We start from the raw sequence: 18,642 nt of genomic DNA on the forward strand, positions 1-18,642 counted from the left end.
TACCCAATTCCCACCAGCAAACTTATGGTAGAGCATGATTCGGTTTGACAATCCGATGGGCGTATGGTAGCGTGGGCACCCGTATTTCTACCCAAAAAATCACGCCCGAGGTATGCCATGATTCGAGTTGCCACAGCATTGTTTTTTGCCTTTCTTCTGATCATCCAACCCCTCTCAGCGTTGGCTGCGCCAACACCCCAAGAGGGCCAGCCAGAGCGTTATTATGTCGATATCGACTACAACACGCCATCGCAAGCAGCGACTCTTGCCCGACTACTTCCCCACTGGGACGAGGCTCTGGAGGCTGGTTCCACTCGATTGGTCTTGACTCAAGCCGAAATCAATCTGGTGCGCCAGCAGGGATATGAGGTGAATATCCTGGGACCTGCACCCCGAAGTCCAGAGGGCTGGCCCGCTTGTTACAATCGCCTTGACAGTTTGTTTGCCTGGCTTCAAAACTTCGCGGCAACCCACCCAACCCTGGTCGACCTGGTTGACTACGGCGACAGTTGGTGCAAGACCCAGGGCGGCTGCACCACTACCGGCGGGCAATGGATACCCGGTGATGACCTTTGGGTGGCGCGCATAACCAATGAACTGGCCACCGGCCCCAAGCAAGGCCGGCTTTTCGTCGACGCCGGCATGCACGCCCGCGAGATACCGACCCCGGAATTGGCCAGGGCTTTCATCGAACTGCTGGTCGATGGCTACGGCACCGACCCTGATATCACCTGGATGCTCGATCAACGGGAGATTTACGTGGTTCTATCGGTCAACCCCGATGGACGCCGCCTGGTCGAGATGGGTGTGGGTACCGAACCTCCCTTTACCGGCAACCCCTGGTATTGGCGCAAGACAGGCAACAACAGCTATCCCGATTCCAGTACCTGCAGTTGGCCGCCCACCTCAAGCAACCACTATGGCACCGATCCCAACCGAAACCATGTTTTCAAATGGGATGAGCCCGGGCATAGCGACTATGTGTGCGCTCAAACCTATCGTGGTCCTGGTCCTGCCTCCGAACCGGAGATCGACGCCTATGAAACCTTCGTGCGTTCCATCATTCCTGACCAGCGCGGCGAAGGCGATAACGACCCGGCTCCGCCCGATACCACCGGATTCCTGATCAACCTGCACAACGTGGTGAGCGGGGGTATCATCCTGGTTCCCTGGGGCTGGACCACGGCGCCAGGACCCAACAACAGTCAATTGGAAACCATTGCAGCCAAGATGGGCACCTACAACGGCTATGGTTGGAGCCATTCCCTCTATGCCGTCAGTGGCAACACCCGCGATTGGGGCTACGGTGAACTGGGCATCCCCTCTTACACCATCGAGCTCGACGGCAACGACTTTTTCACCTCCTGTTCGCTGCTCCCCGGAATCATCGACAACATGCTGCCCCTCTTGACCTACGCAGCCAGCATTTCGGACCTTCCCTACCAGCGGGTCTACGGTCCAGACGCCCGCAACATGGCCGTCAGTCCGGGTCTGGTCACCAGCGGAGAGACCTTTGATCTTTCATCCGAGATCAACGACAGTCAGAACGGCAACCAGCCTGTGGCGGCAGCCGAGTATTACCTGGTGCCCCAGGGGGCAGGAGTGCCAGGGGCGCCAGGCAGTGGTATGCCAATGTCCCCAACGGATGGCAGCTTCAATTCCCCGGTCGAATACGCCGGGGCCGTCGTCGATACCGCAGGCCTGGGGCGCGGGCACTACCTTGCTCTGGTGCGCGGCCTGGACAGCGGCGGCAACTGGGGGCCCCTTTCTGCTCAGCGGATCAGGGTTGAGTGTTTCTTCGCCGATATGGATTGCAGTGGGCTGGTGGATGTCAACGATGTAATCCTCACCGCGAACGCCGTACAACGCGCCTGGACCCAGGGATTCTTCAGCGACATCTTCGACATCAACCATGCAGGCAGTGGCGACGGCGTCCTGGACATTGTCGACATTCAAACGGTAGCAGCCCTGTTTGGATCCCCTGCTCCGTGACCCAAGACCTCAGCCAGCGTCACATCTTTAGATTTTGGATTCCCCTGGCTGCCATGTGGGTCCTGATGGCCCTGGAGCAGCCATTTCTTGGCGCGGTCATTGCCCGGCTGGATGATCCAAAACTCAACCTGGCCGCCTATGGCTTGACCTTCTCCCTGGCTCTCCTGGTGGAAAGTCCTGTCATCATGTTTCTGACAATGGGTACCGCCCTCGCCCGGGATCGTCAATCCTACCGGCTGTTGATGCAGTTCACCCATTTCATGGCATGGAGCCTGACGGCATTACACCTGTTGATCGGACTGACACCCATCTACGGCATGATCGTTGGGGGGCTGGTAGGCGCGCCGGCCGAGGTTGTCGAACCCAGCCGCACTGCGTTTCTGTTCATGACCCCGTGGGCCGCTGCCATTGCGTACCGCCGCCTGTGGCAGGGGGTATTGATCCGATTTCAGCGCACCGGTCAGGTAGCGATCATTACGGCGGTCCGCGTGGCCGCGACAGTGCTGGTTGCCGTTGTCGGTCTTCAGAACGGCTCCATTGCCGGGGCCAACCTGGCATCGCTCTGTGTCGTCGCCGGGGTCCTTGTCTCGGCCATGGCAGCCTGGTTCTACGTGCGACCGGTGGTGCGTCTCCATCTTGCGCAGGAAAAGAAGGTCGGAACGCCCTTAACCTGGCCCAGCCTGCTGCGTTTCTACACGCCGCTGGCCATGACATCGTTTATCACGCTTGCCGGTCAACCCATCATCAGCCTCGGTCTCAGCCGGGGACCGAGGGCTTTGGAATCTCTGGCCGTCTGGCCGGTGATCAACGGGCTGCTTTTCCTTTTCCGCAGCACCGGCGTTGCCTTCCAGGAGGTGGTGGTTGCCCTGTTGAAGGACGAAGCGAGCTACCGTGCCCTGCGCCGTTTCGCCCATAGACTTGCCATGGGGCTCAGCGGGCTGCTGGCCGTCATCTGCCTCACCCCCCTGGCCAACGCCTGGTTTGTCGGCGTGGCAGGCCTGTCACCCGAGTTGGCGTCGATCGCCAGGATTCCGGCGATGCTTCTCATCCTGGTGCCCGGGTTGACAGCCCTAACCTCGTGGCAACGTGGCGTGCTGATACACTTTGGCCGCACTTCCCCAATCACTGTGGCGACAGCACTCAACATCGGCCTGCTGCTCATCACAATCCTGCTTGCCACCTCCCTCCTCCCATTGCCAGGAGCCATTATTGCTGCCCTCGCGCTGACGCTCTCGTTGTCCGCAGAGGTGGCCTTCCTTACCCGCAAAGCCCACGGCACGCTCCGTCGCAGCCACACCGGTGCGGCGATCAACCGATCTTGAAAAAGGTCATGTGAATTGGGTGTGTTTCATCCTCCCCGCCCTCTGCACTTATCCAGGTCAGGAGTCAGGCAAAAAGCTCGCGCAGGGACTGGTGGTCGTAGCCGGCGCCCAACCCGGTCATGAGCAGCACCCGCGACTTTTGGGGATTCAGATCGTTGGCGAAGATTGCACCCGCCTTGAGCAACGCCGTGCCACCCCCCGCGTAAGCGTAGATGGGACGAACACCCCCAAAAGGGACCCTGGTGGAAATCACAACCGGAACACTCCGATACAAGGCTTCCAATATTCCCTGATACAAGGCCTCGTTCACATTGCCGGCGCCCACGCTGGAGATTACCAGGCCAGCGGCGCCACGATCCAGCGCCGCCCGCAGGGCAAACTCATCCACACCGGCGTACATAGGGATGATGTCCACTCTGGGCAACGACGATGGCAGCGGGACATGCACGTGGGGAGTCCAGATGTGGCTGAACTGAACAAGACCGTCGCCCACGATGCCCAGATCGGGTTCCAGAACAGACTCGAAGGCATCAACATCGGAGGTGTCAATCTTGGTACCCCGTCGCGCAGAGTGAATTTCCCCATGCATCACGATCAAGACGCCCCTGTCCCGTGAGCCCGAATCGACGGCCACTGCAGCAGCCTGCAGGATATTGGCAGGACCATCGGGATCGGGATCCGTGGCCGCGCGCATGGCGCCAGTGAACACGATGGAAATCGGGCTCGGGACCGTGATGTCAAGGAAGAAGGCGGTCTCCTCCATAGTATCGGTGCCATGGAGGATTACGATGCCATCAGGTTGTTCTTCGGCAAGCACTGCTGAAACCCGTTGGGCCAGGCCGCACCAATGCTCGGGACGCATTCGCTCGCTGGGAATGTTGGCAAAGTCCTCAACCCGCACCTGGGCAACCCTATCCAGGCCGGGCGCCGCCGCCACCAGGTCGCGTCCTTTCAGGGCAGGCACAGGCCCGCCGGCCCGCTGTTCGGTCCGCATGGCGATAGTGCCACCGGTAGCCATCACACATATGCGGGGAAGCGACCGGGGAAAGATAGCATTGTCGTTCATGGCGACAGGAATCCTAACCCAGATTGCCAACCTGGGCAAGAGAGGATGCCGCGACAATAACTTTGAGCGACCCACATGGTTTGACGCGGAGATCGCATCCTCAGATGCGATCTTGAACTGCAAGCGCATCCAAGGATTGCTTTCAAAAGAAGATACAGGGTATAATCAAACTGCTTGACAGTATTGGAACCCTTCGATGGACAAGAGCCCGGACAAATTCGATCCTCAGGAACGCCACGCGGCCAACGATGGTCTCAAGGAATCGCCAGGTGCGGGCGATCGGATTCTGTTGTTGGCAGGAATCGCGATCATCGTTGCCACGCTTTTCCTCTCTCCTGGCGGCTTGCTCGACAAGGCTGACCACGTCGGATATGCCGTCTGCCACCAGATTCCAGTTCGCTCCTATTTTTTCGGTGACCGGCAACTTCCCCTCTGTGCCCGCTGCAGTGGCCAATATCTGGGTGCCCTCTTCGGACTGGTTTCAATGATTGCCATGGGACGGGGGCGCGCCGGCCGGATGCCGCCGACTCCCATCGTCGTTATCCTGGCGGGTTTCATCGCTATCTGGGCCTTCGATGGCCTCAACTCCTATTTGACCCTGTTTCCCGGTGCCCCCCACCTATACGAACCCAGTAATTTTCTGCGCGTAACCACTGGCGGGCTGCAAGGGGTAGCATTGATTGCTCTTGTATGGCCCTTTTTCAACGTAAGCCTTTGGGCAAAAACCTCACCTCGCTCCAGCATCGGCAGGTTGCGGGAAGTCGGCCTGCTGCTTGTTGTCGTTGCATTGATCGTCGCGCTTGTCAACAGCGAGTTTGCGCCGCTACTCTATCCTTTGGCTCTCTTGAGCGTAGCCGGAACCCTGATCATGCTCACATTGGTGAACACCATGATCGTTGTTCTTGTCCTCAAAAAAGATGGCGCAGTGCGAAATTGGCGCGAGGCGCTGCCACTTGTGGTGGCAGGACTGGCACTGTCATCTGTTGGCCTGTTGATCATCGTTCTGGGCCGCTCGTGGTTGACTGACATGTTTGGCCTTCCCTTATAAGTAGTTTCCCACATACATCCTCAAAGCCGCAACCAACCTTTCGATCATCCGTATAGAGTATTGAGAGCTGAGAATGGCGCCCGCCTGGGATGGCCCATCGACAGCAGCACTCATCGCCTGATCGAATGAGTGTGTGTTTGCAGACAGGGAAATCACCCGCTGGCCCCTGGCTGGTTTGAACAGGTCAGCCACGGTTGCATGGTTTTTTTCGAGGAGGATATGATGGATATTGGTTTGGCCTTCAGTTATATGTTTTCGGATCCGAAGTGGCTGAGTAAGCTGCTGATTGGTGCCGTCATCATTCTTGGCAGTTTTCTTTTGAGCCCCATTCTGGTCGGAATATTGGGGTTCTTCGTCGTCGCCGGCTACACCCTGGAAGTGCTTCGCAACGTCCGGAAAGGCTCTCAGTCACCCCTTCCCGAGTGGCGGGATCACTGGGGTCAATGGCTGGTGCTGGGTATTAAGCTCGCCATAGTGGTTCTCGTATGGTCGCTTCCGGGCATTGCTCTCGGCATCCCGGGCAGCATCGGCAATACCATTGCCGCAGAAGGTGGCAGGGCAGCCTGGTTCGGCTTGACGATCGGCGCCTTCTTCAGCTGTCTTTCCCTGCTCTGGTACATCATTGTTGCCCTCGTCAGCCCGGCACTGTACATCCGCATGGCCGAAACTCAAGACATCTCCAGCGGTTTCGAATTCAACGAGATACTCCAGTTCACCCGCAACAACATCGCGGACATCCTGGTAGCGGTGGTTGTCATCTTTATCCTGGGTTTGGTTGCTGCCTTCGCCGGTACGGTAGTGGGAACCATGTTGTGTGTGATCGGATTGGCCATCACCCTGCCCGCCGTGGGTCTCTATGTCAACCTGGTTCAGTCGCACCTCTACGCTCAGATTGGGAACGACAAGGGGCGACGCCAGCCGGCAACCCCAGAGCCAACCCAGCCGGCAGAACCGGTGACGGCCGAAGTCGTCGATACCGGCGCGGCCAGCCAATAACATCTGGTCGCTCGGCCGCAACTTGCAATCGACAGGATTTGCGGATACTTTCAGCAAACCCTGTCGATTTTGCCTCCTGAGATTGTGTTACCGGCAAGCTTGCGCTATAATGATCGGGTCAAGTTGAGGACCTGGATCGCTCGCAAGGAGAAATCATGGATATCGGCAAGTCTTTCACTTATATGTTTGAGGATCCCGATTGGATTAGCAAGCTCGCGATCGGCACAGCGGTGCTGATCATCAGCGCTCTGCTGTCACCTATTCTCATCGGGGTATTGGGTTATTTCATTGTTAGCGGCTACGGACTCGACGTTCTTGCCAATGTACGTGGCGGTGACAAGACCCCCATGCCCGCCTGGAAGGACAAATGGGGTGAATGGCTCATCAAAGGCTTCAAAGTTTGGGTCGCAACCATTGTCTGGGCTCTTCCGGCAATCCTGCTTGGGATATTCATCTTTTTTGGCGGCGTAATCGCTGGCAATGAAGGGGGAGAGGCCATCGGAGCGGTCATCATGGCCTGCTTTGGCTGTCTCAGTCTGCTCTGGGCACTGGTGGTTTTCGTGGCATCGCCCGGCATCTACATTCGACTTGCAGAAACAGGCGAATTGAGTGAAGCACTCCACTTCGGCGACATCATCGAGTTTACGCGGGATAACCTGGGTGAGGTCCTGATAGCGATCATCGTGACCTTTCTGGCCTCGATGGCCGTCTCTCTGGTCGCGGGAATGGTCGGTTTGCTGCTCTGCGGCATCGGGGTGTTGATCCTCGGGCCTTTGGCTCAGCTGATCATCATGCTCATCCAGATGCATCTGTACGCGCAGGTCGGCACCGGAACGCTGGATATGGTTGAATACGAGCCCGACGACCTGGCGCCAGCGAACGATACATTGACAACACCGTTGGAACCGGCGCCAGAAGCTCAGTAACAGCCGGTTGATCCTTTTTGCAGTAACCAGAAGGTTCTTCAGCGTTGATTGAAGCGCTCGCCAAGGTATCGACCTCGACGACATGAGCCCCGCTGTTTGCATGGCCCGCATGCTCCGGCGACGACAAGACGGCACGACTGGCTGTCACCTTCCTGATGCAGGTCGTCCACGAATGGGGTCACGAATACACGAATAGGATCGTGGGGATGGTGGGTGCGTGTTGGCGCGGGAGTTTGCATGATGCTATGTGCCCGGTCAACCACGAATGGGGAAGATGGGGCGGCCGTCCACGAATGGGGTCACGAATGCACGAATGGGATCGTGGGGATGGTGGGTGCGTGTTGGCGCGGGAGTTTGCATGATGCTATGTGCCCGGTCAACCACGAATGGGAAAGATGGGCAGGCCGTCCACGAATGGGGTCACGAATGCACGAATAGGATCGTGGGGATGGTGGGTGCGTGTTGGCGCGGGAGTTTGCATGATGCTATGTGCCCGGTCAACCACGAATGGGGTGGTGGCGGGGGGCGGCATTCGTGTATTCGCGCCGTCGCACGCCAGCAGGCGTACCGTGACGCTAGCAAGCGGTGCGAGAGCTAGGTAAGGCCGCCGAGAGGTGTGAGCTAGGCAATTCGCGGACGGCCACGAAACAACCGAGGCCATCCGTCGATATCCCAGTGGTCAACGATCAATTGTCAGAGCGAAGCGATGGGCTTCCCAAACTGGGAAGGGGAGCCCGAAAAGTAGTGCCATCCCGTCTCCCCTCCCCGGTTCGGGGAGGGGCTGGGGGAGGGGTCATGTCTGGAATTGCTTGTTGGCGACATTCTTCCCAAGAAACACGCGCTTCACCGAGTTTCTTTCCATAAGAATGAACCCGCCGCGTGGATTCATGGCGGAGCTTTCGAGAAACCCCTTTGGAATTGCTGTCGGATTGACCCAGGCAGTGACGGCATGCTACAATAGCGCCATGTCCCGCCAAAACTCCGATTCCCTTCAGGCCAAACTGGATAGCCTGCCCACCGAGACCGGTGTTTACCTGATGAAGAATGACAGGGGCCAGGTACTGTACGTCGGCAAAGCCAAAAACCTGCGTTCGCGGGTCCGCTCCTACTTTCAGGGCTCAGCCCAACACACCAGCAAGACCGTACGCCTTGTCTGCGAAATCGGGGACATCGACTGGATCCTCGTGCCAACCGAGGTCGATGCGCTCATTCTTGAGAACACCCTGATCAAGCGTCACATGCCGCGCTTCAACGTGATGCTCAAGGATGACAAGACCTATCCTTATGTCAAAATCCACTGGCAGGATGTCTTTCCCAAGGTCTCGGTAACGCGCAAGGTCCTGCGGGATGGTGCAAGATACTACGGTCCGTTCACATCAGGTTTCGCGGTGCGCCAGACCCTGGACAACCTGCGCCGCGTCTTTCCCTACCTGACCTGCAGCCGCGAGATTACCGGCCAGGACCAGCGAGCCTGTCTCTACCATGACATCAAATTCTGTGCGGCGCCCTGCATCGGCAAGGTCGACAGGGATGAATACCGGGGGATCATGCAGGGACTGGCCGATTTCCTGGAAGGCAAAAGCGACGAAGCCATTGCCGCGCTGGAAGAACGCATGCGCTCGGCAGCCGGCGCTCTGCAGTTCGAGCGCGCGGCCATCTACCGGGACCAGGTCGAACTGGCCCGCAGAATCGTATCGCGCCAGCAGATGGTTTCTACCTCGCTGGTGGACCAGGATGTGGTCGCCTTTGCCAACGACGATGGCGGCACGGAAACGGCCTTCCAGGTGTTTTTCGTGCGGCGCGGCAAGCTGATCGGCCGGGAAACCTTTTTTCTGCCCCAGACATCCGACGAGGAGCCATCGGAGCTTCTGGCATCTTTCCTGACCCAATTCTACGACGACGCAAGCAATGTGCCTCCCGAGATTTTGCTGCCCCTTAAGCCCGCGGGCAGCGATGTCATTGCCCTCTGGCTGAAGGAAAAACGAAGCGACACCCGTCGCAGAAAATCAGCCTTCCGGCTGCGGGTACCTCGAAAAAAGGATGCCAGGGAACTGGTCAAACTGGCGGAGAACAATGCCTTCGAAGCCCTCCGTTCCGCCAGGGCAATCCGCCAGGCCGACAAGAGCAAACAGGTGCAGGCCTTGCAGGAGCTACAGGTCGCCCTGGGCCTTGAGGTGCCGCCCGGCCGAATCGAGTGTTATGACATATCGACCCTGCAGGGTACGAACACGGCCGGCAGCATGGTGGTTTTCGCCGAGGGCACGCCCCGCAAATCTGACTACCGGCGTTTCAAGGTCCGCGGCCGAGGCGCGCTTGGAGAACCCGACGATTATGCCGCCATGAAAGAGGTGCTTCGACGGCGCTTCCGCCGCGTCGTGGAGCCTGATGTTCAGGAACCGGGCGCGAAGGTTCGCAGCAGTAGCGCCGTCTGGACCATTCTGCCCGATCTGGTAATCGTGGATGGCGGGAAAGGTCAACTTGGTATCGCCATCGAGGTACTGAAGGAGTTCGATCTGTTGGACCAGGTGCCTGTGGTTGGGCTGGCAAAACAGCGGGAGGAACTATTTCAGCCGGGGAAATCCCGGCCGATCCTGTTGCCCCGGGATTCAGAAGGCCTGTACCTGGTACAACGCATTCGAGACGAGGCTCACCGCTTCGCCGTCACCTATCATCGAAACCTGCGTCGCAAAGCCAGCGTCTCTTCCGTCCTTGAGAAGATCGCTGGCGTGGGCCCCAAGCGACGTCAGGCCTTGCTCAGGCAATTTAGCTCCGTCGATCGCATCCGTGAGGCCGACGTGGAGGAACTGGCCGCGGTTCCGGGCATGACCCTGGCAGCGGCGCGTGCCCTCAAGGAACAGCTGTGAATCTGCTGACCATCGACGGCAGCTATGGTGAAGGAGGCGGACAGATTTTACGTAGCGCCCTCAGCCTTGCAGCCATTCTTGGCAAGGGGGTGCACATCGTCAACATCCGAGCGGGACGAAACAAGCCCGGCCTGCGCCCCCAGCATGTCCAGGCGGTAAAGGCAGCAGCGGCACTTTGCAGTGCGACGACCACCGGTGCCCGGCAGCACAGCCGGGAACTGATCTTTGAGCCGCAATCAGCGCCACGAGCCGCTAACTATCGCTTTGAAATAGCGACCGCCGGATCGGCGACGCTGGTACTGCAGACCATGCTCGTGCCCCTGGGCCTGGCCGATGGCCCTTCCCGGGTTCGTGTGTCGGGCGGCACTCACGTCGCGTGGAGCCCTCCCTTCCAGTATCTGGAGCAGGTATATCTGCCAGCGATTGCGCCCCTTGGTTTTCAGGCGAAACTTGAACTGCCAAAGTGGGGCTTGTTTCCCAGGGGTGGCGGAGAGATTAGGGGCCTCGTCCAGCCCGTTGCTGAGACAACGGATTCCGGCATGGACAGGCACGTTGACCAACCTTCAGGCGGCGACCTGCCCCAGCCCGGGTGGACACTGTCGCGAGGAGAGTTGGCGGAGCTGCGACTGCTATCGGCAGCCTCCAATGTTGGCAACCAAGTGACCGCCAGGCAGGCCAAGCAGGCCTACAATCGCCTGGCTGATGCCGGATTCAAGGCCCAGACCAGGCTGGTCAACCCGCGGTCCACAGGACCAGGTACCTGCCTGTTCCTGTTGGCCACGTATAGCGGCGGCGGACGGGCTGGTTTTACCGGCTACGGCAGGCTCGGTTATCCAGCCGAGCGGGTGGCCGATGATGCCGTCGACGCCTTTTTAGCATTTCATCGGACCGGATCCACCGTGGATCCATACCTGGCGGATCAGTTGATCCTTCCGCTGGCCATGGGCGAACACAGCTTGAGTTTCACGACCAGCGAGATTACCAGTCACCTCCTGACCAACGCATGGGTCGTTTCCAGGTTTCTGGGCGATCGTTTCGAGATCGAAGGCAACCAGGGCCATCCCGGCCGTGTCAAGGTTGTCGGCCGGTCAAACCGGGCGGCTCACCACTGAACCGATAGAAGAATCTTATGTTCGAAATCATTTTTTTGGGAACCTCTGCCTCGGCGCCGACGATTCAACGGGGCCTTTCCTCGGCCGTGATACTGCATCGCGAGTATCGTTTCATGATCGACTGCGGCGAGGGCACCCAACGCCAACTGCTCCGTTCCGGCCTGGGCTTCAAACGACTGGATCGCATCCTGCTCACCCACGGCCATCTGGACCATATCCTTGGCTTGGGTGGATTGGTATCAACCTTCGGACGCTGGGAGATGATCCCGAAAATGGACATCTACGGCGGCCGCTGGGCGCTTCAGAGAGTCGGCGACCTGCTGCGGGTCGTTTTTGGCGCCGTCGATAATTTGCCCATGAACGTCCGGCTTAATCCGGTGGAGCCTGGTACCCTCTTTGAAGACAGCAAATTCAGACTGAGCGCTTTCCCGGTTTCCCATCGAGGACCCGGGTGCTTTGGCTACATCTTCCAGGAAAAAGAACGCCGGCCTTTCCTGGCAGACAAAGCAGCAGCCCTGGGTGTGCCGCCGGGCCCGGTGCGCCGCGATCTGGTCCAGGGCAAGCCAATCACCCTTTCCGATGGCCGGGTCATCGAACCACAAGATGTTCTGGGACCAACCACCGCGGGCACCAAGTTGGTCTATGTGGGAGATGTCGGGCGTACTGATAACCTGTTGGATGTGGTTGAAGGGGCAAACGCGCTGGTCATCGAGGCCACCTACCTCGAGGAAGAGGCCCAGATGGCACGGAAATTTGGGCACCTGACGGCGGCGCGCGCCGCCACTCTGGCCAGGGAAGCGCAAGTTGACAGCTTGATTCTCAATCATCTCTCCCGCCGATACTCAGCGCGCCATGTCCTGGCCGAGGCCAAACCGATCTTCGACAATGTGACCGTCGCCAACGACTTCGATCGATTCCGAATTGTCAGAGGGGAACCTGCTACGTTGGTGCTCTCCGGGCGGTCTCGCCAGCGACGGAAAGATAAAGACAGCTAGCGACACTCAAGTCAGACACCCCTGAATAAGGTCGATTATTAACGCAGAGACGCAAAGGCGCAGAGATTCTTGAATGATGCTTCGGTGTTTTCCAAAATCGAGGCCATTACTTCTCTGCGATCAACCAGTTGAGGCTACCGCCGGCCAAGATCAATTCGACATGGCCTTCGCTGCCATCGACGCGCCCCAGGTCGGCACCTGTCTCACCTTCGCTCGTGCTCAGGTGCCGCAATGCCGTTTCCGGCACACCGACTATGCGAACCGCTAAAGGCTCGGCACCCGGATTGACCAGGTTGACCAGGAAACCGTGCGGCGTCCGTGCGGCAAACCACAGTAGGCTTTCCGTGTTATCCGAGGTCGCGACGATCTCAGTGCCAGGAGGAAGGTATTCGGCAAACTGGCGCAGGATCTCGAAAGATGGATAGGGCTGGACGCCGTCATTGAGAGGATAGTCGTCGCCCATCATTTCCCAATAGAGAATCCTGGATGCGCCGCTCATCTTCAGCAAGCGGCTATAGATGTTTGCCAGTCGCAGCGCGTATTCCCAGGTGGGAAACACCTCGGGCGTCGACCAGAGAAATGCGCCCCAGCCTGCTTCCGAAATCCACACGTCCAGGCCCTCTTCTGCGGCAAAATCGCGAACCCCTTTGAATTTGCTGTCGTCGCTGTCCGAATCCCAGCTGTGGACGGCAAACGGGCCCAGATAGGATCGCACGTCCTCCGCGCGCCAGATGGACCTGGCGAAGCTCACACTGCCGTCCAGGTTGCTGACGTCGGCCAGCAGCCACCGCGTATGCAGATCAAGGGCCTCAAAGCGCGGCCCCGCCTCGCGAAGCAGCGTGACGATCTCGGCCGGAATCAGGCTGACGTAGGCCCCGATATCTGGTTCGTTGAAAGACACATAGTCCACGTCGACGCCATAGCTGTCCCGAGCAGTGATCAGCCACGCTGCGATCGATTCTACCACCTCTGGATAGAGATCGTAAGGCATGAACCTGGTCCTCTCCTTCTGCGGGTTCGAAACCAGCCAGTCGGGCACATCCCATACAGTGGCGATCAGTTGGCTGCCCTGTGCCTGAAGGTGCTGCATCAACTCGAACGTCGCGTGATTGTAGCCATCGTCGTGAAAGGCATCCCAGTTGAAATTGAGCGGATCGTCATCGTCGTTTACCGGCTCCCAATCCTCAAGGCCGATACGAACGCGCGCGGTTCGTACCGGCAGATTTGCCAGGTTGTATCGGCTCACATCCTCCAGGGGCTCGGTGGTCTGCGCAAACTGCGTGATGAAATTGCCACCGCTGACATCTTCGATAGCCTGCCAGGTCTGTCCGGGGTCAACATAGAAGATGGTCAAACCATCGCTGACCTCTGTTTCAGCCGGTGAGCTTGTCGCGGTTGGTTCTGCTACCGCCTCAATGGCAACGATGGTTGGGTCCGGCGCTGGACTCGCAATTCCAGCAGCCTGGCAGCCAGTCAGGCTAAGAACTATTGAAGCGGCAGAGAGCAGGTATTTTCTTGTGTTCATGGCCCATCCTCGCTAAGATCGCGATAGTTAAACCAGTCGAAGTAGGCCTTTGCACTGCCTGGCAAGCCGGCGCCGGTGGCATACATCGCCAGGTAGACACCGGTGAACATGCCGCCAACCTCGCTGGATAGATAGCGAGTCTCCCCCCTGGCCAGCGCTATGGACGGTTCTCCCGGAACTGCGCAGCGCAAGGTATACCAGTCCCGGTCAGCCTCGATGGCCAGCTCCACTGGACCCGAAGGGATCGGCGCCTGAGCTACAATCTGCTGCAAACTGCCGATTCGTCTCCGGACGATGATCTGTCTCTGACCGGTGCGACGGGTTACGGCGATCTCATAGTGGTGCCTGTCATTCATGAACGCCGTCAGACCGGCTTCCTGCTCGTCAACTTCGGGTTCGAAATCCAGGAATGCGGCTGCGCGACACTTGAAGTGCCGTTGGCGACGCCCTACAAACGTGGGGGAGGTGCGATCGTCCAGGGTCTCGGCGTCACAGGTCAGACGCAGCCAGCCTGGCCGGTCGCTGAGAGAATAGTTGTCTGATTTGCCACCAATTCCCATCATGGGCCTGCACCAGATCTCCGTGGCCCGTTGCCTGGATCGGGCTGTCCAGGCTGCGATGGCTTAGAATGGGATTGCGGGGACAGCTCTCGAAGGGACCCCAGGGATTGTCAGCGCGCCCGATAGCGACCATGTGCCCATATTCAGTGCCACCTTCCGCTGTAAGCAAGAAGTAATGGTCGAACGCCCGGTACAGATGAGGTCCTTCAGGTGATTTACCGCCACTTCCTTGCCAGATCACACGGGGCGCCGTGATGACCTGACCGGTTCTAAGGTCGATCTCGCCCAGCCGCTGGCGCCACTCTGTTGCTCCATCATCCAGAAGGGGCCCTTCTTGAGTCCTCGCATGGTATCGTGGCCCAGCGCCATCCTGCTGGGATCGTCGGGAAAGACCTCTTTCCAGAAACCACGCGGATAGTTGTCCCAACTGACCATATCCAACGGGCGGGCCAGATCGAAATAGTCCAGGCGATCGTAGCCAAAACCCATGAGGTTGTGGGAAATAAACTGATCCGGACATCGCTCGCGAATGGCATCGATTTGCTCCTGCTGGTACAACACATACGCATCAGAGCTGTAGCGTTTGAAATCGAGTGCCAGGCCCGGGTTGTGGGAATAGGAGGTCGTCAACGGCACCGGTATCTCCGACCAACTGCTGTATACGTGGCTCCAGAAGCGGGTGCCCCAGCGCTCGTTGAGTTCGTCGAGCGAGCCATAACGCGCCTGAAGCCAGGTCTGAAAAGCCTGGCGACAGGTCGCACAGTAGCAGGGATCACCGAACTCGTTGTCGATCTGCCAGCCGATCACCACGGAATTGCCGGCAAAATGCGCCGCCATCTGTTGAGCAACACGGCGGGAATAGGCCAGGTATCCCTGATGGGATGGGCATGTGTTGCGCCGGCTGCCGTATCCCACCCGTTGACCATCGGCAGTGGTTCGCAGAATATCTGGAGAACTGGCAATCAGCCAGGGTGGTGGTGATGCCGTCGGAGTGCCCAGAATAACCTGGATCTTTTCGGCAGCCAGGATGGCAATGGCCCGATCGAGCCAGTCAAACTCGAAGCGACCATCATCAGGTTCCATCAAAGACCAGGCTAATTCGGCCAGGCGAACCACGTTGAACCCTGCCTCAGCCATCATGGCGGCATCGACCGGCCAACGAGCCTCAGGCCAATGCTCGGGATAGTAATCTACGCCGAAATGGAACATTTCATGCCTCGTAGCTGCCTAATTCCTTGCCGCGGTCGAGAAAATAGCGGTAACTGTCATAGCTCACATCAACCGGAATGGAATGATCGCTGTGCAGGACATAGCCGAATCCCTCCTTCACAACCGGGATCTTGCTCTTGAGCTCTTCGGCGATCACATCCTCGTCGTTGGTGTACAGGACGCGAACGTCCATGCCACCCATCAACGACAACCGTTGGCCAAACGCCCGGTGCAGTTCCAGTAGATCCATGCCAGCCTTGACCTCGATAACCTGCAGGCAATCGACGCCGGCCTCGATCATATCAGGCAGCAAGGGAGCGATATATCCGCAGGAATGCATGATCACCGGCAACCCTTTCCCGTGAGCCCAGTCGATGGTCCTGATGTGTCCCGGCTGGATCATGCTCCGGTACATATGGGGAGAGAAAAAGGGATGTTGTTTGAAACCCATGTCCTCGTAGTACCAGATACCATCGGGATATCCCTCCTGGGCGAACAGCATCTCCTGGAGTTCGATGGTCACCTGCGAGTAGACCGCCACCATATCACCAATCCAGTCGGGATCCAGCGCCATACCGATCAACAGGTTCTCATGGCCGACGACCGGATGCATCAGTTCAAACACGTTGACGCCTGACCAGCAGAAAAAGCGATCGGCCTCGGCAGCCTGCCGTCTGGCCATCCGATAACCCTCGAAGTCGATGCGGCGCGGGTCTGTGGTCAAGCGTGGTTTTGCATAGGTTTCCCAGCTTTGGCGGTCACGAACCAGATAGTCCACATGCTCAGGTGTTGTCTGGTTCACCTTGTGCCAGCGCAGCACAGCGCCATTGCCGTCCCGTTGAACGTAGGTCGTATCCGTTTCGCTCAACAGTTCAGGCTCAAAATCCAGGTCGGCAACGAAGTTGAAGGACCAGAAAAGCGCCATATCCAGGTCGAAGTGATCCTCCATCGATTCGTTCGCGCCAATATGGCCAGCCTCCCGCCAGTTCCCAGGTGTGTCGTCCCAGAAATGTTCGAATACGCCAATGCGATCGACCGGCTGGTGCTGGATGATGTTAGCGATTCTTTCTCTGCCGGTGAGGGTCTCCACGGTTAGTCGTCTCCTCCCTGTCGAGTTGCGGGCAAGGCTTCATAATGCATCGATCAGCCTTTCAGGCCGCTGGTAACCACTCCCTTGAGGATATGCTTCTGGGCAAAAAAGAATACGATCACCATAGGCAGGATATAGATAACAGCGGCATCCTCCAACTCCCGCGGAAATCCGAGGAAAAACTGGCGAAACAGGAAGATAAAAAAGGAGCTGCCCGCGAACGCTTCCAGAATCCAGGGCCAGTAGGTATTGGTCAAATGCAGGCGGGCATACAGGATGAACTGGGGAATCAGGGTCGGGAACGGGTAGCCCGGCCTCTTCGAAGTGGGCCTTGTTGGCAAAGATCGTCATATCGGGCGATGCATCCTTGCACATGCCGCAGATCTTGCCCGAGCCGGTTTCCAGGGGACCTTCGGCCATGTAATACTTGTTGAACGCGGCCAGATCGTCGATATTGATCAGCTCGCTGGCTTCGAAGTAGGGAGTCAGATCGTAGAGAATCCCCCTCGCCAGGAACTGCGGAATCGATGGCGCCTGAATCCGATAGAGGTCCGGAGGCGAGCCGGCAGCATACATGGCAAAGAAACGAGTCTGTTCGGAAGCATCTGCAAATTCGATCTCGATGCCCGGATGGTCATCCTCGAACTGGGCTTCCATTTCCTCGGTTAGCTCATGCCTGAAATGCATGACCACAACCGTGCCCGAGGCCGGTTCTGGTTCCGGCTGAGCGACCGGTTTTTCCTCGGCAGGCTCGGCTGGAGCCGGTTCTGCCGGGGCAGGGGCGGCGGGTGGCACTGCGGGCGCGCAGGCTACGGCTCATCATCGAACGAGGGTCACGTCATCGGCTACCTCCAAAGGGCTGGTTGGACCAAAAAGGGTTCCTGGATACAAGGAACTCTCCCGAACAATCAGCTCTGGCTGCAAAACAACGGTTCTTGACTCAGGCAAGTCGCCACCTTTCTTCACCGTCTCGATCAGGTCGACCAACTCGGAGACACCCATTCGACCGTGGGTAGGCTGATCCTGCCAGACGGTGCTAAGGGGGGGACAAAGATGGGCCACCTCGGGGATTCCGTCGAATCCGACCAGCCCCAGGTCCGCAGGTATCTTGATCGACCACTCACTGGCCACCTTGTAGACGCTGATGGCCATCTGGTCATTGGCAACGAACACGGCATCCATGTCGGGATAACTCTCCAATAATGCTCGGATGGCCTGCTCACCGCTTGCAGAGGACCAGTTTCCCTCCGCGCGGTGCTGCTCGTCAACCGCGACACCGACCTCCAGCAGGCAATCTTTCCAGCCCGCCAGGCGCTGGCGCGCAGCCCACCAATCCAGTGGTCCGGCGATGTGCCCGATCCGGCGATAGCCTTGATCGAGAAGATGTTGGCTTGCTCGAAAGGCGCCCAGGTAGTTGTCGATGATGACGCTGGCCGAACCAGGCTGCGCCTCGGTTGACAGGGTGAGCAAAGGAACAGGAAGCTCAGTCCGATGCTCGAGGATCCATGCCATGTTGTCCCCTACCTCGGGCACGGTCCAAATGATACCATCCACATGCCGCGCCAGCAGGGAACGTATGATCGGCTCGAAATCCTGAACCTGAAAACCGGGCAATTCCTTTAGCAGAATTGCGTAGCCCCTCTCTTCCGCTTCCTGAGTAATCCCGTAAAGCGTCCTGGAGGGGCCAATATACTGAAGGCCGGCGGTGACCACGCCCAGGGTATAACTTCGCCGCCGGCTCAGGCTTTGAGCCAGCTGACTCGGTTGATAGTCCAGACGATCCATGACCTCACGCACTCGTTTGCGGGTCTTCGGCGCCACATCGGGCCGATCATTCAATACCCGGGAAACGGTTTGTTTGGAAACACCAGCCTCTCTCGCAACTTCTCCGATTGTTACCTTGTGGAGCTTGCCCATTTCTGCAACCTGTGCCATAA

General features: G+C 58.4%; 16 protein-coding genes. 8 read left to right on the forward strand and 8 right to left on the reverse strand.

Features of this window, described 5'->3' with window-relative positions:
* Nucleotides 1-117 precede the first annotated feature (117 nt).
* A complete protein-coding gene (locus U9R25_06420; protein MEA3335528.1) occupies nucleotides 118-1,992 on the forward strand; it encodes a M14 family zinc carboxypeptidase in 1,875 nt (624 codons plus the stop codon).
* Nucleotides 1,989-3,314 carry a hypothetical protein gene (locus U9R25_06425; protein ID MEA3335529.1) on the forward strand — a complete coding sequence of 442 codons (1,326 nt, stop codon included), beginning with the start codon at nucleotides 1,989-1,991 and terminating at the stop codon, nucleotides 3,312-3,314. The genes U9R25_06420 and U9R25_06425 overlap by 4 nt, the downstream gene beginning before the upstream one ends.
* Nucleotides 3,315-3,378: 64 nt before the next feature.
* Here U9R25_06425 and U9R25_06430 read toward each other — a convergent pair whose 3' ends face one another.
* Nucleotides 3,379-4,380 carry an asparaginase gene (locus U9R25_06430; GenBank protein MEA3335530.1) on the reverse strand — a complete coding sequence of 334 codons (1,002 nt, stop codon included), beginning with the start codon at nucleotides 4,378-4,380 and terminating at the stop codon, nucleotides 3,379-3,381.
* 196 nt (nucleotides 4,381-4,576) lie between these two features.
* Here U9R25_06430 and U9R25_06435 point away from each other — a divergent pair, with 196 nt between their 5' ends.
* The 6 genes from U9R25_06435 to U9R25_06460 all read left to right on the forward strand — a co-directional run bounded on the left by U9R25_06435 (nucleotide 4,577) and on the right by U9R25_06460 (nucleotide 12,321).
* Nucleotides 4,577-5,428, forward strand: coding sequence for a DUF2085 domain-containing protein (locus U9R25_06435; GenBank protein MEA3335531.1), 852 nt, complete (start codon nucleotides 4,577-4,579; stop codon nucleotides 5,426-5,428).
* A gap of 219 nt (nucleotides 5,429-5,647) precedes the next feature.
* Nucleotides 5,648-6,424 (forward strand): DUF4013 domain-containing protein, encoded by a 777-nt coding sequence (locus U9R25_06440; protein ID MEA3335532.1) that lies wholly within the window; start codon nucleotides 5,648-5,650, stop codon nucleotides 6,422-6,424.
* A gap of 155 nt (nucleotides 6,425-6,579) precedes the next feature.
* Nucleotides 6,580-7,350: a DUF4013 domain-containing protein gene (locus tag U9R25_06445; protein ID MEA3335533.1), complete on the forward strand. Its 771-nt coding sequence runs from the start codon at nucleotides 6,580-6,582 to the stop codon at nucleotides 7,348-7,350.
* Between the two features lie 812 nt (nucleotides 7,351-8,162).
* On the forward strand, nucleotides 8,163-10,214 hold the full coding sequence (uvrC, locus tag U9R25_06450) for an excinuclease ABC subunit UvrC (protein ID MEA3335534.1): 2,052 nt from the start codon (nucleotides 8,163-8,165) through the stop codon (nucleotides 10,212-10,214).
* A complete protein-coding gene (locus U9R25_06455) occupies nucleotides 10,211-11,326 on the forward strand; it encodes an RNA 3'-terminal phosphate cyclase (protein ID MEA3335535.1) in 1,116 nt (371 codons plus the stop codon). The genes uvrC and U9R25_06455 overlap by 4 nt, the downstream gene beginning before the upstream one ends.
* 17 nt (nucleotides 11,327-11,343) lie before the next feature.
* Nucleotides 11,344-12,321, forward strand: coding sequence for a ribonuclease Z (locus U9R25_06460; GenBank protein ID MEA3335536.1), 978 nt, complete (start codon nucleotides 11,344-11,346; stop codon nucleotides 12,319-12,321).
* 106 nt (nucleotides 12,322-12,427) lie between these two features.
* Here the strand turns inward: U9R25_06460 and U9R25_06465 are convergent, their stop codons facing one another.
* Genes U9R25_06465 through U9R25_06495 form a run of 7 tightly spaced genes read right to left on the reverse strand, consistent with a single transcriptional unit; the run spans nucleotide 12,428 to nucleotide 18,640 of the window.
* A complete protein-coding gene (locus U9R25_06465; protein ID MEA3335537.1) occupies nucleotides 12,428-13,846 on the reverse strand; it encodes a hypothetical protein in 1,419 nt (472 codons plus the stop codon).
* Nucleotides 13,843-14,409 carry a hypothetical protein gene (locus tag U9R25_06470; protein MEA3335538.1) on the reverse strand — a complete coding sequence of 189 codons (567 nt, stop codon included), beginning with the start codon at nucleotides 14,407-14,409 and terminating at the stop codon, nucleotides 13,843-13,845. Before U9R25_06470 ends, U9R25_06465 begins: the two co-directional genes overlap by 4 nt.
* The gene (locus tag U9R25_06475; protein ID MEA3335539.1) at nucleotides 14,336-14,647 is read right to left on the reverse strand and encodes a family 43 glycosylhydrolase; all 312 of its coding nucleotides are present in this window, start codon (nucleotides 14,645-14,647) and stop codon (nucleotides 14,336-14,338) included. Before U9R25_06475 ends, U9R25_06470 begins: the two co-directional genes overlap by 74 nt.
* A complete protein-coding gene (locus U9R25_06480) occupies nucleotides 14,644-15,615 on the reverse strand; it encodes a beta-galactosidase (protein ID MEA3335540.1) in 972 nt (323 codons plus the stop codon). Before U9R25_06480 ends, U9R25_06475 begins: the two co-directional genes overlap by 4 nt.
* 1 nt (nucleotide 15,616) lies before the next feature.
* Entirely contained in the window at nucleotides 15,617-16,705 is a 1,089-nt protein-coding gene (locus U9R25_06485) for a uroporphyrinogen decarboxylase family protein (GenBank protein ID MEA3335541.1), read from the reverse strand.
* A 39-nt stretch (nucleotides 16,706-16,744) separates the two neighbouring features.
* Nucleotides 16,745-17,500: an extracellular solute-binding protein gene (locus tag U9R25_06490; GenBank protein ID MEA3335542.1), complete on the reverse strand. Its 756-nt coding sequence runs from the start codon at nucleotides 17,498-17,500 to the stop codon at nucleotides 16,745-16,747.
* A 24-nt stretch (nucleotides 17,501-17,524) separates the two neighbouring features.
* Complete coding sequence (locus U9R25_06495; GenBank protein MEA3335543.1) at nucleotides 17,525-18,640, reverse strand: LacI family DNA-binding transcriptional regulator; 1,116 nt, start codon at nucleotides 18,638-18,640, stop codon at nucleotides 17,525-17,527.
* Nucleotides 18,641-18,642 lie beyond the last annotated feature (2 nt).

It is taken from the genome of Chloroflexota bacterium (assembly GCA_034717495.1).
Taxonomy (GTDB): Bacteria; Chloroflexota; Anaerolineae; order JAAEKA01; family JAAEKA01; genus JAYELL01.

Coding starts and splice junctions, on each gene's coding strand:
- U9R25_06420 (MEA3335528.1), top strand. CDS start 118: ATGATTCGAGTTGCCACAGCATTGTTTTTTGCCTTTCTTCTGATCATC.
- U9R25_06430 (MEA3335530.1), bottom strand. CDS start 4,380: ATGAACGACAATGCTATCTTTCCCCGGTCGCTTCCCCGCATATGTGTG.
- U9R25_06435 (MEA3335531.1), top strand. CDS start 4,577: ATGGACAAGAGCCCGGACAAATTCGATCCTCAGGAACGCCACGCGGCC.
- U9R25_06440 (MEA3335532.1), top strand. CDS start 5,648: ATGATGGATATTGGTTTGGCCTTCAGTTATATGTTTTCGGATCCGAAG.
- U9R25_06445 (MEA3335533.1), top strand. CDS start 6,580: ATGGATATCGGCAAGTCTTTCACTTATATGTTTGAGGATCCCGATTGG.
- U9R25_06460 (MEA3335536.1), top strand. CDS start 11,344: ATGTTCGAAATCATTTTTTTGGGAACCTCTGCCTCGGCGCCGACGATT.
- U9R25_06465 (MEA3335537.1), bottom strand. CDS start 13,846: ATGAACACAAGAAAATACCTGCTCTCTGCCGCTTCAATAGTTCTTAGC.
- U9R25_06470 (MEA3335538.1), bottom strand. CDS start 14,409: ATGATGGGAATTGGTGGCAAATCAGACAACTATTCTCTCAGCGACCGG.
- U9R25_06480 (MEA3335540.1), bottom strand. CDS start 15,615: ATGTTCCATTTCGGCGTAGATTACTATCCCGAGCATTGGCCTGAGGCT.
- U9R25_06495 (MEA3335543.1), bottom strand. CDS start 18,640: ATGGCACAGGTTGCAGAAATGGGCAAGCTCCACAAGGTAACAATCGGA.